Annotated in this window: 18 protein-coding genes; 9 read left to right on the forward strand and 9 right to left on the reverse strand. The window is 59.4% G+C overall.

Translation table 11 applies throughout. The annotated features are described in order from the left end of the window. Window positions 1-29 precede the first annotated feature (29 nt). A complete protein-coding gene (locus tag AIOL_RS19075; RefSeq protein WP_049644438.1) occupies window positions 30-470 on the forward strand; it encodes an NUDIX hydrolase in 441 nt (146 codons plus the stop codon). Between the two features lie 89 nt (window positions 471-559). On the opposite strand, the gene AIOL_RS19080 is transcribed toward AIOL_RS19075, so the two are convergent. Then, window positions 560-1,801: a PP2C family protein-serine/threonine phosphatase gene (locus AIOL_RS19080; RefSeq protein ID WP_049645552.1), complete on the reverse strand. Its 1,242-nt coding sequence runs from the start codon at window positions 1,799-1,801 to the stop codon at window positions 560-562. Window positions 1,802-2,043: 242 nt separating this feature from the next. On the opposite strand from AIOL_RS19080, the gene AIOL_RS19085 reads away from it, so the two are divergent. The 3 genes from AIOL_RS19085 to AIOL_RS19095 all read left to right on the forward strand — a co-directional run bounded on the left by AIOL_RS19085 (window position 2,044) and on the right by AIOL_RS19095 (window position 4,141). Beyond that, a complete protein-coding gene (locus tag AIOL_RS19085) occupies window positions 2,044-2,373 on the forward strand; it encodes an Hpt domain-containing protein (protein ID WP_160314534.1) in 330 nt (109 codons plus the stop codon). A gap of 86 nt (window positions 2,374-2,459) precedes the next feature. Next, window positions 2,460-3,683 (forward strand): argininosuccinate synthase, encoded by a 1,224-nt coding sequence (locus AIOL_RS19090; RefSeq protein ID WP_049644439.1) that lies wholly within the window; start codon window positions 2,460-2,462, stop codon window positions 3,681-3,683. After that, entirely contained in the window at window positions 3,680-4,141 is a 462-nt protein-coding gene (locus AIOL_RS19095; protein WP_049644440.1) for a GNAT family N-acetyltransferase, read from the forward strand. Before AIOL_RS19090 ends, AIOL_RS19095 begins: the two co-directional genes overlap by 4 nt. Here AIOL_RS19095 and AIOL_RS19100 read toward each other — a convergent pair. Beyond that, complete coding sequence (locus tag AIOL_RS19100; protein WP_049644441.1) at window positions 4,130-4,834, reverse strand: sulfotransferase-like domain-containing protein; 705 nt, start codon at window positions 4,832-4,834, stop codon at window positions 4,130-4,132. The genes AIOL_RS19095 and AIOL_RS19100 overlap by 12 nt on opposite strands. 103 nt (window positions 4,835-4,937) lie before the next feature. Between AIOL_RS19100 and msrA the strand changes: the two genes are divergently transcribed. Beyond that, entirely contained in the window at window positions 4,938-5,603 is a 666-nt protein-coding gene (gene msrA / locus AIOL_RS19105; protein WP_049644442.1) for a peptide-methionine (S)-S-oxide reductase MsrA, read from the forward strand. A 110-nt stretch (window positions 5,604-5,713) separates the two neighbouring features. Continuing rightward, on the forward strand, window positions 5,714-8,341 hold the full coding sequence (gene mutS / locus AIOL_RS19110; protein ID WP_049644443.1) for a DNA mismatch repair protein MutS: 2,628 nt from the start codon (window positions 5,714-5,716) through the stop codon (window positions 8,339-8,341). A gap of 151 nt (window positions 8,342-8,492) precedes the next feature. Here mutS and AIOL_RS19115 read toward each other — a convergent pair whose 3' ends face one another. Together AIOL_RS19115 and hrcA are read right to left on the reverse strand one after the other, a co-directional pair. Next, entirely contained in the window at window positions 8,493-9,077 is a 585-nt protein-coding gene (locus tag AIOL_RS19115; RefSeq protein WP_049644444.1) for a nucleotide exchange factor GrpE, read from the reverse strand. Window positions 9,078-9,088: 11 nt separating this feature from the next. Then, window positions 9,089-10,153, reverse strand: coding sequence for a heat-inducible transcriptional repressor HrcA (hrcA, locus tag AIOL_RS19120; protein WP_049644445.1), 1,065 nt, complete (start codon window positions 10,151-10,153; stop codon window positions 9,089-9,091). A 115-nt stretch (window positions 10,154-10,268) separates the two neighbouring features. Here hrcA and rph point away from each other — a divergent pair, with 115 nt between their 5' ends. From rph to hemW, 3 genes are read left to right on the forward strand one after another with little or no spacing between them, the layout of a single operon-like run. Further along, a complete protein-coding gene (gene rph, locus AIOL_RS19125; protein WP_049644446.1) occupies window positions 10,269-10,982 on the forward strand; it encodes a ribonuclease PH in 714 nt (237 codons plus the stop codon). Then, window positions 10,975-11,583 (forward strand): RdgB/HAM1 family non-canonical purine NTP pyrophosphatase, encoded by a 609-nt coding sequence (gene rdgB, locus AIOL_RS19130; protein ID WP_049644447.1) that lies wholly within the window; start codon window positions 10,975-10,977, stop codon window positions 11,581-11,583. Before rph ends, rdgB begins: the two co-directional genes overlap by 8 nt. Beyond that, window positions 11,576-12,727, forward strand: coding sequence for a radical SAM family heme chaperone HemW (gene hemW, locus AIOL_RS19135; protein WP_049644448.1), 1,152 nt, complete (start codon window positions 11,576-11,578; stop codon window positions 12,725-12,727). Before rdgB ends, hemW begins: the two co-directional genes overlap by 8 nt. A 6-nt stretch (window positions 12,728-12,733) precedes the next feature. On the opposite strand, the gene AIOL_RS19140 is transcribed toward hemW, so the two are convergent. Genes AIOL_RS19140 through mnmE form a run of 5 tightly spaced genes read right to left on the reverse strand, consistent with a single transcriptional unit; the run spans window position 12,734 to window position 18,221 of the window. Beyond that, complete coding sequence (locus tag AIOL_RS19140) at window positions 12,734-13,627, reverse strand: ParB/RepB/Spo0J family partition protein (protein ID WP_049644449.1); 894 nt, start codon at window positions 13,625-13,627, stop codon at window positions 12,734-12,736. Next, the gene (locus AIOL_RS19145) at window positions 13,620-14,441 is read right to left on the reverse strand and encodes a ParA family protein (RefSeq protein ID WP_049644450.1); all 822 of its coding nucleotides are present in this window, start codon (window positions 14,439-14,441) and stop codon (window positions 13,620-13,622) included. The genes AIOL_RS19140 and AIOL_RS19145 overlap by 8 nt, the downstream gene beginning before the upstream one ends. Further along, on the reverse strand, window positions 14,434-15,060 hold the full coding sequence (rsmG, locus tag AIOL_RS19150; RefSeq protein ID WP_049644451.1) for a 16S rRNA (guanine(527)-N(7))-methyltransferase RsmG: 627 nt from the start codon (window positions 15,058-15,060) through the stop codon (window positions 14,434-14,436). Before rsmG ends, AIOL_RS19145 begins: the two co-directional genes overlap by 8 nt. Continuing rightward, window positions 15,057-16,934, reverse strand: coding sequence for a tRNA uridine-5-carboxymethylaminomethyl(34) synthesis enzyme MnmG (mnmG, locus tag AIOL_RS19155; protein ID WP_049644452.1), 1,878 nt, complete (start codon window positions 16,932-16,934; stop codon window positions 15,057-15,059). The genes rsmG and mnmG overlap by 4 nt, the downstream gene beginning before the upstream one ends. A 3-nt stretch (window positions 16,935-16,937) precedes the next feature. Further along, window positions 16,938-18,221 (reverse strand): tRNA uridine-5-carboxymethylaminomethyl(34) synthesis GTPase MnmE, encoded by a 1,284-nt coding sequence (mnmE, locus tag AIOL_RS19160; RefSeq protein ID WP_049644453.1) that lies wholly within the window; start codon window positions 18,219-18,221, stop codon window positions 16,938-16,940.

The raw sequence follows: 18,221 nt of genomic DNA on the forward strand, positions 1-18,221 counted from the left end.
CCCAGGCGCTGGGGCAACGGGAGCAGGGCATGATCAGGCGTTATGGCGAAGCAGTTGTTGCGGGGCAGCGGTACCAACATCGGCCAGGCATATATGCGGTTCTGCCCCGCGGGGATCAAGTGCTGCTGACCTACCAGGGGGATCCGCATTTCGAGCTGCAGCTGCCTGGCGGCGGGATCGACCCCGGCGAGACCCCGCTTGAGGCCCTGCACCGCGAAGTTTTCGAGGAAACCGGCTGGCGCATTGGGCGCGCCCAGCGCCTGGGCGCATATCGCCGGTTCGTTTACATGCCGGAATACGACATGTGGGCCGAGAAGCTTTGCCACATCTACTGCGCCTGGCCGGTTCGCGCCTACGGTCCGCCCAGCGAAGAGGGGCATGTTGCGGTCTGGATGTCCCCCTTGGATGCCGCGACGAAGCTGCACAACGAGGGGGATCGCGACTTTGTGCGGGGTCTGTTTGGCCTTTAGGGCGCTGGGCTTTGAAAATTTGCGAATTCTTCAGCGAATCGGTGGACACTGGCGCCGGGTGGGCGCCGAGGCGCCTGTGAAACCGGGCGTTACAAACCCCGATACTCCAAAAGAACCGCCGACACGTCATCTGCAAAATCCTGATCGCCAGCGTAGCTGGAAAGATCCCACATTAGGGCCTCAAAGAACTTGAGCCCGCTGAGATTGCGGTTCGCGCGAAGCAACCTCTCTAGCCCTTCGTCTTCAAGCATTTGACCCGACACGGATTCGCATTCCGTTATCCCGTCTGAACCCAGCAGCAGCCGGTCTCCGGGATTAAGCGTCACCTCGAACTCTGTGAATTCCGCGCCCGGGACCAATCCGATTGGCAATCCGCCCTGCCCCAGAAACTCAATCGAGCCGTCAACGCGCTGTATCACCGGGTGCGGATGCCCGGCCTGCGCCAAGGTCACTTCACCGGTGGCCAGGTTCACCCGGCCCAACAGAATCGTAAAGTAATGCTCGGTCTCGATCTCATCGAGGATCAGCTTGTTCAGCGTCTCGCAAACCGCCGCTGGCGAGCGCATCACCAGCGCGCCGTCCGCGCCCCTCTTGATGGCCGCATTCTGCTTTGGCGAGGACCCCGAAAGCTGGCCCGCCAGGCGCGCCGTGATCAGCGCAGAGGCGATCCCGTGACCAGAGACATCCAGTGAATAGATGCCGATCTCTGTCTCGCTTACCGGAAAGACACCGACCAGATCACCGCCGACATGCCCGGCGGGCTTCAGCAGCATGGACACGTCAGCACCGCTAAAGGCACAGTGACGATCCGGCACCAAGGACTGCTGCAGTTTGCGCGCCTCGACCAGGTCGCGATCTATCGCGTCATAAAGAACGCGCAGTTCCTCAAGCGTTGTCGTGACAAGCCGTTTCTTCTCTGTCAGCTCGCGCTCCATCTCTAGGATGCGCTGCCCGGCGCGGATACGCGATCGCAGCTCCGCCGCGTTGAACGGCTTGGTAAGAAAATCGTCGGCGCCGACATCCAGCCCCTCCGCCACCTCGCCCTTTTCACTCTTGGAGGTCAGTAGAATGAAATAGCCGTAGCGATCACCGCGAAGCGCGCGGTAGCGGCGGCAAAGCTCGAGCCCCGACATCCCGGGCATCATCCAGTCGCTGACCACAAAATCGGGGCAGTCCGCCTGGCAAATCTCCAGCGCCTCTTCACCGCTCGCGGCCTCGACAACGTGATACCCCCAGCGCCCCAGCTGAGCGCTGACAAGCCGACGCTGCGCGCGGCTGTCATCAACAACAAGAATTGTCTCTTGTTGCGCCTCGTCTAAACGAGGCGGCAAAGGGTGTTTGGCGAACTGGCTCAACGCATCAAAACTCATTCAGGAGGCACAATCATTAGTTAGTAGGATCCAGTGGTTAAAGTGTCTCTAAGCCTAAACTTTTATGGAATTATTCTACCGCTTCGATGCGCGTTTACCCGGCCTTCTCTAAATCGTGCTTTCATCCGCGCGGCCTAAAGCAGGTCGCAAAAAACCTGAATCAGGTTTTCAAGCGAAACGCTTAAAGAACTGGAAATGCCATGATGGACTGGGACCGAATCGAAGAACTGCGCTCTGAGGTCGGACAAGAGGATTTCCTGGAGGTCGTAGAGCTTTTCCTGGCAGAGGTGGACGAGGTGGTCGAAAGGCTAACCGCCAACGCCAACCCAGAGAATTATGAGGCGGAGTTTCACTTTCTTAAAGGCTCGGCGCTGAACTTGGGGCTCGCCGAATTCGCCCGCGCCTGTTCAGAGGCCGAGAAACTGGCCGCATCCGGCAAAGCAGAAACGATCTGCGTCGCCGATCCGATCTTGATCTACGCAGACTCCAAGTCCGCTTTGCTGGGGTTCCTTGAAACTGGGGCCGCAGCCTAGACTAGGCCAAAACCCACCACCCCATTGCCCTCCTTGGCGTTTCTCGCTATCCGCCGCGCGATAGCAAACGCATACGAGGAAGCCCCATGTCCGCGCCCAAGAAAGTCGTCCTGGCCTATTCCGGCGGCCTTGACACCTCGATCATTCTGAAATGGCTGCAGACCGAATATGGCTGCGAGGTCGTGACCTTCACCGCCGATCTGGGCCAAGGTGAAGAGCTTGAGCCCGCGCGCGCCAAGGCGGAACTTCTCGGGATCAGCCCCGACAACATCTATATCGAAGATGTGCGCGAAGAATTCGTGCGCGACTTTGTGTTCCCGATGTTCCGGGCGAACGCGGTGTATGAGGGGCTGTACCTGCTGGGCACCTCCATCGCGCGGCCCCTGATCAGCAAGCGCCTGGTCGAGATCGCCGCCGAGACCGGCGCGGATGCCGTGGCCCACGGCGCCACCGGCAAGGGCAACGACCAGGTTCGCTTTGAGCTGAGCGCCTATGCGCTGAACCCCGACATCAAGGTGATTGCCCCATGGCGCGAATGGGATCTGACCAGCCGCACCCGGCTGATCGGCTTCGCCGAAGAGCACCAGATTCCGATCGCCAAGGACAAGCGCGGCGAGGCGCCGTTCAGCGTGGACGCCAACCTCTTGCACACTTCCTCCGAGGGCAAAGTTCTGGAAGACCCGGCTGTGGCCGCCCCCGATTATGTCTATCAGCGCACCGTCAGCCCAGAAGAGGCGCCAGACACGCCCGAATTCATCGAAATCGGGTTCGAACGCGGCGATGCCGTTAGCATCAATGGCGAGGCGATGTCTCCGGCAACGATCCTGACCGCGCTGAACGAGATCGGCGGCAAACACGGCGTCGGGCGGCTCGATTTCGTCGAGAACCGCTTTGTCGGCATGAAGTCCCGCGGCATTTACGAGACCCCCGGCGGCACCGTCCTGCTGGAGGCCCATCGCGGGATCGAGCAGATCACGCTGGACAGCGGCGCGGGGCATCTCAAGGATTCGTTGATGCCGCGTTACGCCGAGTTGATCTATAACGGCTTCTGGTTCTCGCCCGAGCGCGAGATGCTGCAAGCCGCCATCGACAAGTCGCAGGAGCACGTGACCGGCACTGTTCGGTTGAAGCTCTACAAAGGCTCGGTGGATTGCGTGGGCCGCTGGTCGGACCACTCGCTCTACTCCGAGGCTCATGTGACCTTCGAGGAGGACGCCGGCGCCTATGACCAGAAGGACGCCGCCGGGTTCATCCAGTTGAACGCGCTGCGCCTCAAGCTGCTCGCCGCGCGGGACCGCCGCACGAAGTGAGCGTCGCGCTCAAACCCATCACGCGGGACGACCTTGGCCCGCTCTTCCGGCTGACGGTGGCCGAGGATCAGATGGATTTCGTAGCGCGGAACGAAAAAACGCTGGCGCAGGTGGCCTATGAGCCAAATGCCGAGGCCTATGCGATTTGGGCGGGCGACACCCGCGTGGGCCTGCTCGCCTGGATCGACTTCCGCGACTACCCGCATCTGGAAGAGCACGACGACCCAGAGGCTGGTTATGTCTGGCGGTTGGTGATCGGGGCGGACCATCAGGCCGAGGGCTATGGCCGCGCGGCCATGGCCTGCATCCACCAGATCGCACGGGATCGCGGTCTCAAGCGGATGCTTATCACCGCGGTTCCGAAGAACACTGTTGCGCTGAAGCTGTACGAATCCATCGGCTACGCGCGCACCGGGCAGATCATCGACGGCGAGGTCGAACTGCGCCTAGAGCTTTAGCGCGGCCAGCGGTTCGTAATAGGGCAACGCTTGCTCTACCAACGCCGCTGACGCACTGGAAAGGTCAGGCAGCGGACCCTCTACGCTGGCAAACCCCGTTGAGTTCCAGACCGCACCGTACCAATGCGGCGCCCAGGCTCCGTCATATGGTTTTGGGCCCGCTTCCCAACGCAGCATCGCGGGATCGAATTCAAGCCCCAGAGCGGAGCAAAGGCGGGTTAGAGACTGTTCTGGGTCCGCTCGAACATCCGCGCTGTCGATCACCACGGGTGTCTGGCCGAGCGATTTCACATGCTCAAACAGCTCGAACTGCTGCCGAAACCCGATGTCGTTCAGCGTTGGGTTCTCGCGCTTGGCCGCGTAGCTGGCGATGACCCGCGCGGGGTGGCGAATGAGGAACACGTTCACAACGTCCGCCAGCCAGCCAAGGTCCCAGCCGGGCAGCATGTGATGGGTCATGTGCTTTTCATAGCGGATGCCCTTTGGCGCCTCGGCAAGCGCGGCGACAACCTCGCCCCGATCATTGGGCTGGCTGTCCAGGATCTCGGCGCGCATGGGATGGTCCAGGCCGGTCTCGGCCAGGTAAGCCGCATAGAAAGGCTCGTCCACGGCCTCGCAGTCCGCGCGCTGGGCGAAGGCATACATCATCGCCGTCGACAGATTGCGCGGTCCGGACCACATCGCGATTCTCATGAATTCCCCTCTCGCATCGGTCACCCTTTTGTGAGCTCACGCGCCGGTGACTTGCCCCATCACGCTGCGATCTGCAACGTCCTTACGAACGGAGGTTGAACCTATGCAGATCACATTCCAATCAATCAAACCCGTGCTCTTAGGCGTCGCGATCCTGTTGGGGTTTGCCGTGTACTGCGGGCAGGCGAAGGCCGGGCAGACCGCCAAGGCGGTGGTCGCGGGCGGATGCTTTTGGTGCGTCGAGAAGGATTTCGAAAGCGTATCGGGCGTGATCGAGGTTGTCTCTGGTTTTGCGGGCGGCGAGGTGGTGAACCCGACCTACAAGCAGGTGGTGCGCGGCGGGACGGGGCATATTGAGGCGGTCGAGATCACATATGATCCCTCCAAGCTGAGCTATGATCAGCTCTTGCATATGTTCATGCGCTCGATTGACCCCACGGATGCGGGCGGGCAGTTCTGCGACCGTGGGCACACCTATACGACCGCGATTTTCGTCTCTAATAAGGCCGAACAGGCTGCGGCTGAGGTCGCGATTGCCGAGGCGATGCTGGTGCTGGGCAAGGACATTGCCACCGTGGTGCGCGAGGCCAGCACGTTCTACCCAGCCGAGGCCTATCACCAGGATTACTACAAGCAGCAGGATCTGGTGCTGACCCGGTTTGGCCCAAAGACCAAGGCAAACGCCTATAAGCGCTATCGCAAAGCTTGCGGCCGCGACGCACGCGTCAAAACTCTTTGGGGCAGCGCCGCGCCTTTCGCGGGCAGCTAATCCTCCGGCCCGGCATTTTCCTGCTTTAACACGCAAATCCGTATCGGTACTGTCCGCCCGGAGAAATCCGGGGGAATTTTGTGACTGCTGCCAACGCCGCTGTAACGCCCATGATGGCGCAGTTTCTGGAGATCAAAGCCCAGTATTCTGATGCCCTGCTGTTTTATCGGATGGGCGATTTCTACGAGATGTTCTTTGACGACGCGGTGGCCGCCGCCGCGGCGCTGGATATCGCGCTGACCAAGCGCGGCAAGCATCTGGGCGAAGACATTCCGATGTGCGGCGTCCCTGTGCATTCGGCCGAAGGCTATCTTTTGACGCTAATCCGCAAGGGGTTCCGCGTCGCCGTTTGCGAGCAGATGGAAAACCCGGCTGAGGCCAAGAAACGCGGCTCTAAATCCGTCGTGAAACGCGACGTCGTGCGGCTGGTCACACCCGGGACGCTGACCGAGGAATCGCTGCTCGAGGCGCGGCGGCACAACTTCCTTGCGGCCTTCGTAGAGGTGCGCGACGAGGGCGCTTTGGCCTGGGTCGATATCTCGACCGGCGCGTTCCGAGTGATGCCCTGTCTGCGGGCGCGGCTTTCGCCCGAGCTTGCCCGGATTGCCCCAAGTGAGGTCATCCTGTCAGAGGCCGGAGAGCCGGTTTTGGACGAAATAGTCTCTGAACTTGGGGCCTCGTCCACGCCGCTGTCGCGCGCAAGCTTTGACTCGTCGGCGGCAGAGACCAGGCTGCGTGAGCTTTTTAAGGTCGGTACAACAGAGGCGTTTGGCAGTTTTGACCGTGCCGAGATGGGCGCCATGGGTGCGCTTGTCGACTATCTGGACATCACGCAGAAGGGCAAGCTGCCGCTCTTGCAGCGGCCAGTCCGCGAGGCCAGCCAGGACAGCATGCAGATCGACGCCGCAACACGGCGGAACCTAGAGCTGACCCATGCGCTTAGCGGTGGTCGCGACGGGTCGCTGCTGTCGGTGATTGACCGCACAGTGACCGCCGGTGGCGCGCGCTTGTTAGAACGGCGCTTGTCCAGCCCCTCGCGGCAAGTCGATACGATCCAAGCCCGCCTGGATTCCGTGGCATTTGCTTTGGAACGGCGCGATCTTTCCGAAAGCCTGCGCGATTGCTTGCGAAAATGCCCCGACGTCTCGCGCGCGCTGTCGCGGCTGGCCTTGGATCGGGGCGGACCGCGGGATCTGGCCGCAATCCGCAACGCACTGGGCGCGGCGACGGAAATGCACGAGCTTCTCGCATCGACAGACACGCCGGAGATCGTGGCCCGCGCCAGCAAGGACCTTATCGGGCACGACGCCCTTTTGGAGCTGTTAGAGCAATCTCTGGTGGCGGAACCCCCTCTTTTGGCGCGGGACGGCGGCTTTATCGCGCCGGAATACGATGCCGAATTGGATGAGACTCGGCGGCTGCGGGACGAAGGGCGCGGGGTCATCGCAACGATGCAGGCGCAATACTCGGAGCTGGCGGGCGTCAACGCCCTGAAGATCAAGCACAACAACGTGCTGGGCTACTTCATCGAGACACCCGCGACCCATGCCGACAAAATGATGTCCGCACCGCAGAACGAGACGTTCATTCACCGCCAAACCACGGCGAATGCCGTGCGGTTCACAACCGTTGAGTTGAGCGAAATTGAGACCAAGATCTTGAACGCGGGAAATCATGCCCTTGATATCGAGAAACGGCTCTATTCAACCCTAACTGGGGCGATTTTAGAGGCCGCCGCCGCGCTGACCAACCTCGCGCAGTCCTTGGCCGAGATTGATCTGATGGCGGGTCTTGCTGATCTTGCACGCACAGAGGACTGGGCCCGGCCCAATGTCGACGAGAGCCGTGCGTTTGAGGTCAGCGGCGGGCGTCACCCCGTGGTCGAGGCCGCCTTGAGGCGCGCGGGCGATGGTTTCATCGCCAATGATTGCGATCTGGCCGAGGGCACCGCCGGCGCTGACATTTGGCTGCTTACTGGTCCGAACATGGCCGGTAAATCGACCTTCCTGCGCCAGAACGCGTTGATTGCCGTGCTGGCGCAGATGGGCAGTTTTGTTCCGGCGCGGGCGGCGCATATCGGTCTGGTCAGTCAACTCTTTAGCCGTGTTGGGGCCTCTGATGATCTGGCGCGCGGGCGGTCGACCTTCATGGTCGAGATGGTCGAAACGGCCGCAATCCTAAACCAGGCTGACGAGACGGCGCTGGTGATCCTGGACGAGATCGGGCGCGGGACAGCGACCTATGATGGGCTATCCATCGCCTGGGCCACGCTAGAGCATCTGCACGAGGCGAACCGCTGCCGGGTGCTGTTCGCCACGCATTATCACGAGCTGACGCAGCTTTCCGAACGGCTGGACGGGGTCAGCAATGCCACCGTCGCGGTCAAAGAGTGGGAAGGCGAAGTGGTGTTCCTGCACGAGGTCCGCAAAGGCGCGGCGGACCGCAGCTATGGCGTGCAGGTGGCGCGTCTAGCGGGCCTGCCAAGCGCGGTGATCGAGCGGGCGCGGGACATCCTTGCGCAGTTGGAATCAGGGGCGCGCGAGGGCCGCGCCGCGCCTTTGGCCGTTCTGGATGACTTGCCGTTGTTCTCTTCCGTACCGAATGCTCCCACCGCCCCCGATATGTCGGAGAATGTGGTTGAGAAACGCATGAGCGAGATTCTTCCGGACGAGTTGACGCCTCGGGATGCGCTTGAGCTGATCTACGAGTTGAAGGCTCTTTCTGACGCGCGAAATTGACGCAGCCCGAAAAAATTTAGCGAAACGTTAGGGTTTTATTCGAAGGATAAAACTGGGTGGGCACCGAAGGTGCGTCTTTGGGGGCTCCCACCCAGGTTCATTATCTCGACCGAATCACAAATATTTGGTGAAGATCCACCAAGACAAAACGTCACCCAGGCGTCGAGCTGACGCCAACCTGCGCAGGCCGCAGCAACCGATCATGCAGCATAAAGCCCGTTTGGCTAACCTGGATGATATCGCCGGCTTTGGTCTCTGGCAGCGGTGCTTCGAACATGGCCTGATGCTGTTGCGGATCAAAGCGCTCGCCCACTTCGGGATGAATCGGCTCGATTCCGTGCTTCTTGAAGACATTCAGAAGCTCGCGCAGCGTCAGTTCGACACCTTCCATGATCGCGCCAGCCGCAGCCTTTTGTTCATCATTGGCCGCGTCAATGGCGCGGGAGAGGTTATCATAGACGGGCAGCATATCGCGCGCGAGTTTTGATCCGCCGTATTGCTCGGCCTCACGCCGGTCCCGCTCGGACCGTTTGCGCGAGTTTTCGGCATCAGCGAGTGCACGCATGAACTTGTCGCGCAGGTCGTCCCGCTCCGAGACCAGCGCCTCAATCGTGGCGTCGATGGCAGCCGTTTCGGCGGCCTCTTCGATCTCTTGTGTGATGTCGATGGTCTCGCCATCGTCCAGAGCCGAAAGGTCCACATCCGGCATGCTTGGTTTCTTCTGCTCGTCCGACATATCCGTCCTCATTACCCTCGGTCGGCGATCAGCCGCCCGACAAGTTGCGCCGTGTAATCCACGATTGGCACTATTCGTCCATAGTTCAGGCGCGTGGGTCCGATGACCCCAACGGCGCCTATGATCTTTCGATCAGCGTTCATATAGGGAGAGACCACCAAAGAGCTACCCGAAAGTGAAAAAAGCTTGTTCTCGGAGCCAATAAAAATGCGCACTCCTTCACCCTCGTCGGTGAGCTCCAAGAAATCCGCTATGTCCCTCTTTCGCTCTAGATCGTCGAACAGCGTGCGCACGCGTTCTATGTCCTGGTCTTGCGCATCCGTGTCCAATAAATTGGCCCGGCCGCGCACGATAAGGCGCTCTTGCGGCTCGCCCTGATTTTCCCAGATCACGAAGCCCGATTCCACCAATTCCCTGGCAAGCAGATTAAGCTCTTGGCGCCGCTCGGCGATCTCGCGGTCGAACGCGGCACGAAGCTCCGACAGCGTGCGGCCCTCGGCCAGCGCGTTGAGGAAATTCGCGGCCTCTCGCATCGAGCTGGGCGTCTGCCCCACCGGCGGTTCGAACACGCGGTTCTCGACATGCCCATCCGCAAAAACCAGCACAACCAACGCCCTATCCGGCGCCAAAGAGACAAACTCGATATGCTTGATCGGGGCCTCATGCTTAGGCGTCAGAACAAGGCTGGCGCCGAACGTAATCATAGAAAGCGCGGAGCCAAGGTGATCGAGCCGCGCGGTCACGTCCTGGTCGTTCGGGCCCAGGGTCGAATCGATCTTTTCGCGATCGTCCGTGTTGAGATCCTCGACCTCAAGAATGCTGTCCACGAACATCCGCAAGCCATGCTCGGTCGGCACGCGCCCAGCCGAGACATGCGGCGAATCGATCAGCCCCCGATGCTCGAGATCCTGCATGACGTTGCGGATCGTCGCGGCAGAGACCTGCTCGCTTAGCGTCCGCGTCAGGGTGCGCGAGCCCACCGGTTCGCCGTTCGCCAGATAGCCCTCGACCACGCGGCGGAAAACCTCGCGGCTGCGTTCGTTCATTTCGGACATGATCTTGGTTGCGTCAGGCATCAGATGAGACTCGCGAAGGCAGCGTGTATTAAAGACTTTGCGCCTGCCGCGTCAATCGGGGTTGCGCAGCTTTAGTGGCGATGGGTAAGTGAATAAAGCCTTAGAAAGGACCGAAATGCGACCCTCCGGCAGAAACCTAGACGAAATGCGCCCCGTGGTGATCGAACCCAATGTCACGCGACATGCGGAGGGATCCTGCATGATCAAATGCGGCGACACCCATGTTCTTTGCACGGCCACGCTGGAAGAGCGCGTGCCGCCTTTTCTCAAAAATTCTGGGCTGGGCTGGGTCACCGCTGAATACGGCATGCTGCCGCGGGCGACGAACACGCGGATGCGGCGCGAGGCCAAGAACGGACAATCCGGAAGAACCCAAGAAATTCAAAGGCTTATCGGGCGTGCGCTGCGCGCTGGCGTGGATCGCGTAGCCTTGGGCGAACGCCAGATCACCATCGACTGCGATGTAATCCAGGCCGATGGCGGCACGCGCTGCGCCTCGATCACCGGCGGTTGGGTCGCGTTGCGCTTGGCTGTCAACAAGCTGATGAAGGCGGGCGACATTATCAGCGACCCCCTGACCGACCATATCGCCGCGGTAAGCTGTGGCATCTACGCGGGCCAGCCGGTTCTTGATCTCGACTATCCCGAGGATAGCGAAGCCGGGGTCGATGGCAATTTCGTGATGACCGGCAGCGGGCGCTTGGTCGAAGTGCAGATGACCGCCGAGGGCGCGACCTTCTCGACCGATGAACTGTCGCAGCTTGTCGGGCTTGCGGATAAGGGCGTGCAAGAGCTGGTCGCCGCGCAAAAGGCCGCCGCAGATGCGTAAATTCGCGGGTCCGGATCTGGTGCTTGCCTCGCATAACGCGGGCAAGCTGCGCGAGACGGACGAGCTGCTAAGGCCCTATGGTTATTCTGTGAAATCGGCTGCGGAGTTCAACTTAGAAGAACCCGAGGAGACCGAAGACACATTCATCGGAAACGCCCGCATTAAGGCGCATTTTGCCGCCAAGGCGACCGGCCTACCCGCGCTTTCTGACGATAGTGGGATCGAGATTGACGCACTGGGCGGCGCACCGGGTGTGTACACGGCCGATTGGGCCGAAACGCCGGATGGGCGCGACTTTACCCTGGCGATGACGCGGGCCTGGGACGAGTTGGAGGCACTTGACGCTGCGCACCCGCGCACTTGCCGGTTTTGCTGCACGCTTTGCCTTGCGTGGCCTGATGGCCATGACGAGATATTCGAGGGCAAGGTCGAGGGCCATTTCACCTGGCCGATGAGCGGCCAGTTTGGCTTCGGCTTTGACCCGATATTCACGCCTTTGGGCAAATCGCAAACATTTGGCGAGATGGACCCCGCAGAGAAACACGCCATGAGCCATCGTGCGGTCGCCTTCGCAAAGCTCGTCGAAGGCTGCCTTGCCTGAGAATTGGCAGCGCGCCGGGTTCGGCATCTACATCCATTGGCCGTTCTGCGCCGCGAAATGTCCATATTGCGATTTCAACAGCCATGTCGTGGACTCGGTCGATCAATCTGACTGGCAGACCGCATTTCTGTCCGAGATAAAGCGCTATGGTGCCGAGCTGCCCGGTCGCGTCGTAAGTTCGGTTTTCTTCGGCGGCGGCACGCCCAGCTTGATGGAGCCCCAGCTTGTCGGCGCTATTCTAGAGGCCATCTCTGCGCAATGGACGCTGGCCAATGACGTCGAAGTCACGCTGGAGGCCAATCCGACATCTGTCGAGGCTGGCCGGTTCTCTGGCTATCGGGATGCGGGTGTTAACAGGGTCTCTGTTGGCGTGCAGGCGCTCAATGACACTGACCTGCGGGCATTGGGTCGCCTGCACAGCATGTCAGAGGCCTTGTCCGCCATTAAACTGGCACGAGACGTCTTTGACCGCGTCAGTTTCGACCTGATCTATGCGCGCCAGCATCAGTCCCTTTCGGATTGGCAGGACGAACTACACCGCGCTCTGGCGATGGAACCTGATCACCTATCGCTCTATCAGCTTACCATCGAGAACGGCACCGCCTTTGGGGATCGCTACGCGCGCGGATTGCTAAAGGGTCTTCCAGATGAGGACCTCGGCGCTGATCTCTACTTTGCCACGCAGGAGATCTGCAACGCGCATGGACTGCCAACCTATGAAGTGTCTAATCACGCAAAAACAGGACAAGAAAGCCGTCATAACCAGATCTATTGGCGAAGCGGCGACTGGATTGGCATTGGGCCGGGTGCGCATGGTCGCATTACCGTGGATCAACAACGTATTTCCACAGAAACGGCTCTAATGCCCAGTCTTTGGCTCGAAAGCGCGTTGACGGGGATCGGTGAATCCAAGCGCGAGACACTTAGTGCTGAAGAGGTTTTTCAGGAAAAGATGCTTATGGGTCTAAGGCTTGATGAGGGGGTTGAGGTCTCGGCGACTAAGGATCCTCGCATTAATCACATTAAAATCAATGAGTTATCGGATATAGGTCTGGTTTCACTTGAACATGACCGCTTACGGGTAACCCCTGACGGGCGCCCCGTTCTAAACCGGATCTTGCGCGATATTTTGACAGACGGTTAGCGGGTTTTAGCGCGATGCAGACAGCAGCTGACAGATGCGGTCCAGGTCATCCAAGTTTGGGTAATCGATACTAACCCGCCCGGATTCGCCTGATTTCCCATGATCAATGGATATCTTCAGTCCAGTCGCGGCGGAAAGGTCATTCTCTAGCGCAGTCGTATCGGCATCCTTGCCCCGAGCAGCTTTCGGTGCAGATTTCCGCGCCCCGCCACCGGATTTCACCAAAGCCTCTGTCGCCCGCACAGACAGCCCGCCTTTGACGATCTTTCTGGCGAGCTCTGACGCGTTATCCGCGGTCACCAATGCGCGCGCATGCCCCGCGCTCAGCGATCCGCCTTTCACCATCTCCTGCACATCATCAGGCAGGTTAAGCAACCGCAACAAATTCGCGATGTGGCTCCGGCTCTTCCCCAAAGCTTCCGAGATCTTCTCTTGCGTATGCCCAAAGCGGTCCATCAACTGGCGGTATCCGGCCGCTTCTTCGATCGAGTTAAGCTCGGCGCGTTGGATGTTCTCGATGATCGCGATCTCGAGCATCTCGGTTTCCGAGTAATCCCGAACGATTGCCGGTAGCTCGTGCAGATTGGCAATCTGTGCGGCACGCCAGCGACGTTCCCCCGCAACGATCTGATACTGGTTGGCCTTTCTGGGATGCGGCCTCAGGATCAGCGGCTGGATAATGCCCTTCTCTCGGATCGAGTTCGCCAGATCGTTGAGTTGCTCATCATCGAAAGTTCGGCGTGGCTGGTCTTCGTTCGGTGTAATCAGCTCGACCGCAACTACAGTTTCGTGACCCCCGGCTGGCACATCCGTGCTTGGGTCTTCGACCGGGGCAACATCCGCCATAAGCGCAGAAAGGCCGCGGCCCAGGCCTCTTTTATCCCGTTTATTCTCAGCCAATCGACTTCTCCCTTGAGATCTTGGACCGCGAGATCAACTCCTCGGCAAGGCCCGTATAGGAAATGGCGCCTTTCGACATCGGGTCATAGTCCAAGACCGATTGCGCAAAGGATGGCGCCTCGCTGATGCGCACGTTTCTGGGGATTATGGTCTTAAAGACCAGATCTCCTAGGTTTTCTCTTGCGTCCGCTTCGACCTGAACCGAAAGGTTATTCCTGGCGTCATACATGGTCAGGACGATACCTTCGATCCTTAGGGCGGGATTCGCGGCTTGTCGCACCTCTCTGACGGACAGCAGAAGCTGCGACAGGCCTTCCAGCGCGTAGAATTCAGACTGTAGCGGCACCAGAATGCTATCCGCCGCAACCATGGCGTTCACGGTAAGCAGGCTAAGCGATGGCGGGCAGTCAATGAGGATGAAATCCAGCTCGTAGGAGTCGATATCCACCTGACGCAGCGCATCCCTTAGCAGGAAGGTGCGCTTTTCGTTGGAGATAAGCTCTAAGTCCGCTGACGACAGATCCGTTGTGGAAGGCGCGAGCCAAAGCCCCTCAGTCTTAGTCCGGTACAACACGTCTTGGATCGGTGCGTCGTCCAACAGCAGATCATATGTGGTCAGGTTTCTGTCCTGGCGCGCAATGCCCAGCCCGGTTGACGCGTTGCCTTGCGGATCAAGATCAACAATCAGAACGTTATTGCCAAGTTTCGCCAGCGCGGCCCCGAGATTGACGGTCGTCGTCGTCTTTCCAACCCCGCCTTTCTGATTGGCGACCGCGATTATTTTGGGTTGGCGTGGGCGGCTTAAGTCAGACACGCGTGATGTCTCCGATGCTAAGAAGAACGGCTTCTGGATGGGTCATGCTTGGCGACGTTTCGTAAGAGAACTTCCAGTGTTCTTGTGCCTCTTCAAGCTCGGTTTTCCAACCCTCACCTTTGTGAAAAATCGCAAACCCGGACGGGTGTAGATGCCTTTCCGCGTGGGTCAGAAGTTTTGTCAAAGATGAAAGTGCGCGCGCGACGACAACATCTGCGTTCTGTGGCGGCGCGTCCTCGATGCGGCGCGTCAGGACACCGGCCTTTAATTCGGTGGCACGCGCGACGGTGCGAAGAAATTCACACTTGCGCAAATCGGCCTCGATGCAGGTAAGCCTGATATCCCTGTGCTCCCCAGCCGCCATGATGGCAAGCACCATACCCGGGAAACCGCCACCCGCGCCCAGATCGACCAAACTCTTTGCGTCCAGCGGAATTCTGGCATAGGCCGCCGCGCTATCGGTCATATGGCGATGCCACGCGGCGTCTAAGGTGCTTCCGGAAACCAGATTTATTGTGCGGTTCCACTTATTCAGAAGGTCGTCATAGATCTGCAGCTTCTCGGATGTTTCACGTGAAACACTGAACTGCTCGCAAAAGCGCGCCTGTTCTTCGTTCATGCCGACTTTTTACCGTCTAGTTTGCGAATATGAGCCAAGATCAAAGTCAGTCCCGCCGCGGTCATACCCTCGATCCGACCCGCCTGGGACAATGTTTCCGGCTTCGCGCGTTGAAGCTTCTCGGTCAACTCGTTTGAAAGCCCTGAAAGGTGACGATAGTCAAAATCAGCGGGGATGCGAACTTGTTCGTCCTTTTTAAGCGCCGCGACATCGCTGTTCTGCCGGGCAACGTAGCTGGCATAAAGCCCGTCATAACTCACCTGCTCTAGAACGCTATCCGGGAACTGAGCCGCTTCGGGGGTAAGAGACACCACTGTCTGTAGGTCCACGTCCGGGAAGGCAAAAAGATCGTAGGCGCTCCGGCGTTTTCCGTCTTCTTTCACATTCACCCCTGCCCCTCGCAGCTCTTTTGGGGTGTAGCTTTTGGCCTTGAACAGCGTGGTTGCCTCTTCCAACAAGCTTGTTTTCTCTTCGAAGACCACCTTTTGCTGCGCCTCCACGGTGCCAAGCTCAATCCCCAAAGGCGTAAGCCGCTGATCCGCGTTATCTGCACGCAAGGACAGCCGGTATTCAGCGCGGGACGTGAACATCCGATATGGCTCATTCACCCCGCGCGTCACAAGATCATCGACCAGAACACCGATATAGCTATCGCGCCGACCAAAGATCACTTCTTCCTCGGAACGCACAGACCGCACAGCGTTGATCCCCGCGACCAAACCCTGAGCCCCGGCCTCTTCGTATCCCGTGGTACCGTTGATCTGCCCGGCCAGATATAGCCCGGGGACGTCGCGGACCATCAGCGCCGACGTCAGCGAACGCGGATCCACATAATCATACTCAATCGCATAGCCAGGCTGCAGGATCTTCGCCTCCTCCAAGCCCAACATCGAATGCACATACGCTTCCTGGACATCCACCGGCAAAGACGTCGAAATCCCGTTCGGATAGACCGTGTGATCCTCCAAACCCTCTGGCTCTAGGAACACCTGGTGAGAATCCTTGTCCTCAAACCGCGTGATCTTGTCTTCAATCGAAGGGCAATACCGAGGCCCCACACCGTCGATCATACCGCCATACATCGCGGAACGCCCCAGGTTCTCGCGAATGATGTCATGGGTCCTTGTGTTCGTATGCGTAATACCACAAGCGACTTGCCGGGCGATCGGCGCGTGGTTTCTATACGAGAACATGAATGGGGCTTCGTCACCCGGTTGCTCTTCGAGAACATCCCAACGGATCGTGCGCCCATCGAGCCGCGGCGGGGTCCCCGTCTTTAGACGCCCCATGGGAAGCTCAAAGCTGGTCAATCGCTCGGCGAGCTTAATTGACGGGTTTTCGCCCCAGCGTCCGCCGCTGTGACTTTTGTCGCCGACATGGATCACACCGCGCAAGAATGTGCCCGTCGTCAAAACAACCGCACCGGCCTTAACCTCAGATCCGTCGCCAAGGGCAACACCAACGACCGTGTTGCCGTCCAAAAGAAAATCAGAAACCTCCGCATAGATGACAGACAGCTTCTGAGCTTTCTCAACCCAGCTCTGGATTGCACCCTTATAAAGCTTCCGGTCAGCTTGGGTTCTGGGCCCGCGCACCGCCGGGCCCTTGCGGCGATTCAGCAGCCGAAATTGAATGCCCGCGTGATCCGCAGCGTCGCCCATCACGCCGCCCATCGCATCGATTTCGCGAACGAGGTGACCCTTGCCCAATCCCCCAATCGCGGGATTACAGGACATCACGCCCACGCTTTCCGGGGTCAAAGTGATCAACGCAACCCGCGCACCCATACGATGCGCGACATGAGCTGCCTCAACGCCTGCGTGGCCCGCCCCCACCACGATGATATCAAAGTCGCGATGTTTCACGTGAAACATTCCTCACTTACCGATACAGAATCGAGAAAATACTTCGTCTAGTATATGCTCTACATCGACTCGTCCAACAAGCGACTCCACAACCATAACCGCGCTTCGAAGTTCCTCTGCGGCAAGCTCCGCCCGCAACTCACCAGAGTTAAGCACGGTCAAAGCACCATCAATCGACGAAATACCAGCTTCGATGGCAACCCTATGGCGTTCTTTTATTGCGACGCCGACGCCAGAGACGCTCTTTTCCAGCACCTCTGTGATATGGGACAACATCTGCCTGACACCTACCCCGGTCTGCCCAGAAATCCCATTAGGTGCGGAAACATCCGATTTCGCGATCAGAACCAAGTCGTCCGGGCCCAACACAACATCAGGTTCCTCGCCCTCACGCTCCACCAAAACCACACGCAGATCCGCCTCTTCCGCGGCGCGGCGCGCCCGTTTGATCCCAATACTCTCGATCACATCAGAGGATTCGCGTAGCCCGGCGGTATCAAGAAACTCCACTGGCAATCCATTCAGGTCCAGCTTGGCCGAAATCACATCGCGCGTCGTACCTTCTATATCCGACGTAATGGCCACCTCGCGCCCCGCCAGATGGTTCAGCAACGTAGACTTGCCGACATTTGGCGCCCCAAGAATGGCAACCTGAAAGCCATCCCTGACGCGTTCCGCTGTCTTAGAACCCTCTGCTTCAGCGCGCAGCTCTTCAAGGCAGGTCGTCAACAGCCGGGTCACCTCTGGCACCACGTCTACCGGGACGTCCTCATCGGCAAAGTCTATGGTGGCCTCGAGCAATGCCATCGCGCGAATGAGCTGCTCTCGCCAACGCTCAACCTTCTGACCAAGCTTGCCCGTCATAACACGCAAGGCCTGGCGCCGCTGCGCCTCTGTCTCGGCTTCGATCAGATCGCCGAGACCCTCGATCTGAGCGATATCCATACGCTCGTTTTCCAGCGCACGACGCGAGAATTCGCCCGGCTCAGCCAGGCGAAGACCGTCCATATCCGACAGCTCCCTTAGGATTGACGATACCACCGCAGGGCTGCCATGGCATTGAATTTCAACACTTTCTTCGCCGGTAAAGCTCGCATCTTGCGGGAACCGGATAGCCAGGGCCTTATCAATTAGATCGCCAGAGGCCGAACGGATAGACCGAACACGCGCCATATGCGGATCAGGCAAAGACCCCATCAGCCGCTCACTAGCCGTAAACGCTTGGGGCCCTGATATCCGCAGCACCGCAACGCCCGATTTCCCGCGCGCTGACGCCAATGCAAAGATCGTGTCCAT

It is taken from the genome of Candidatus Rhodobacter oscarellae (assembly GCF_001078595.1).
In the GTDB taxonomy this organism is placed as follows: Bacteria; Pseudomonadota; Alphaproteobacteria; order Rhodobacterales; family Rhodobacteraceae; genus Rhodobacter_B; species Rhodobacter_B oscarellae.

What these genes read in the sequence shown, in the direction of transcription:
- AIOL_RS19075 (WP_049644438.1), top strand. Translation starts at nt 30, where the DNA reads ATGATCAGGCGTTATGGCGAAGCAGTTGTTGCGGGGCAGCGGTACCAA.
- AIOL_RS19085 (WP_160314534.1), top strand. Translation starts at nt 2,044, where the DNA reads ATGGACTGGGACCGAATCGAAGAACTGCGCTCTGAGGTCGGACAAGAG.
- AIOL_RS19115 (WP_049644444.1), bottom strand. Translation starts at nt 9,077, where the DNA reads ATGTCGGACGAGCAGAAGAAACCAAGCATGCCGGATGTGGACCTTTCG.
- rsmG (WP_049644451.1), bottom strand. Translation starts at nt 15,060, where the DNA reads ATGAACGAAGAACAGGCGCGCTTTTGCGAGCAGTTCAGTGTTTCACGT.
- msrA (WP_049644442.1), top strand. Translation starts at nt 4,938, where the DNA reads ATGCAGATCACATTCCAATCAATCAAACCCGTGCTCTTAGGCGTCGCG.
- AIOL_RS19100 (WP_049644441.1), bottom strand. Translation starts at nt 4,834, where the DNA reads ATGAGAATCGCGATGTGGTCCGGACCGCGCAATCTGTCGACGGCGATG.
- mnmE (WP_049644453.1), bottom strand. Translation starts at nt 18,221, where the DNA reads ATGGACACGATCTTTGCATTGGCGTCAGCGCGCGGGAAATCGGGCGTT.
- mnmG (WP_049644452.1), bottom strand. Translation starts at nt 16,934, where the DNA reads ATGTTTCACGTGAAACATCGCGACTTTGATATCATCGTGGTGGGGGCG.
- rph (WP_049644446.1), top strand. Translation starts at nt 10,269, where the DNA reads ATGCGACCCTCCGGCAGAAACCTAGACGAAATGCGCCCCGTGGTGATC.
- mutS (WP_049644443.1), top strand. Translation starts at nt 5,714, where the DNA reads ATGATGGCGCAGTTTCTGGAGATCAAAGCCCAGTATTCTGATGCCCTG.
- hrcA (WP_049644445.1), bottom strand. Translation starts at nt 10,153, where the DNA reads ATGCCTGACGCAACCAAGATCATGTCCGAAATGAACGAACGCAGCCGC.
- rdgB (WP_049644447.1), top strand. Translation starts at nt 10,975, where the DNA reads ATGCGTAAATTCGCGGGTCCGGATCTGGTGCTTGCCTCGCATAACGCG.
- AIOL_RS19090 (WP_049644439.1), top strand. Translation starts at nt 2,460, where the DNA reads ATGTCCGCGCCCAAGAAAGTCGTCCTGGCCTATTCCGGCGGCCTTGAC.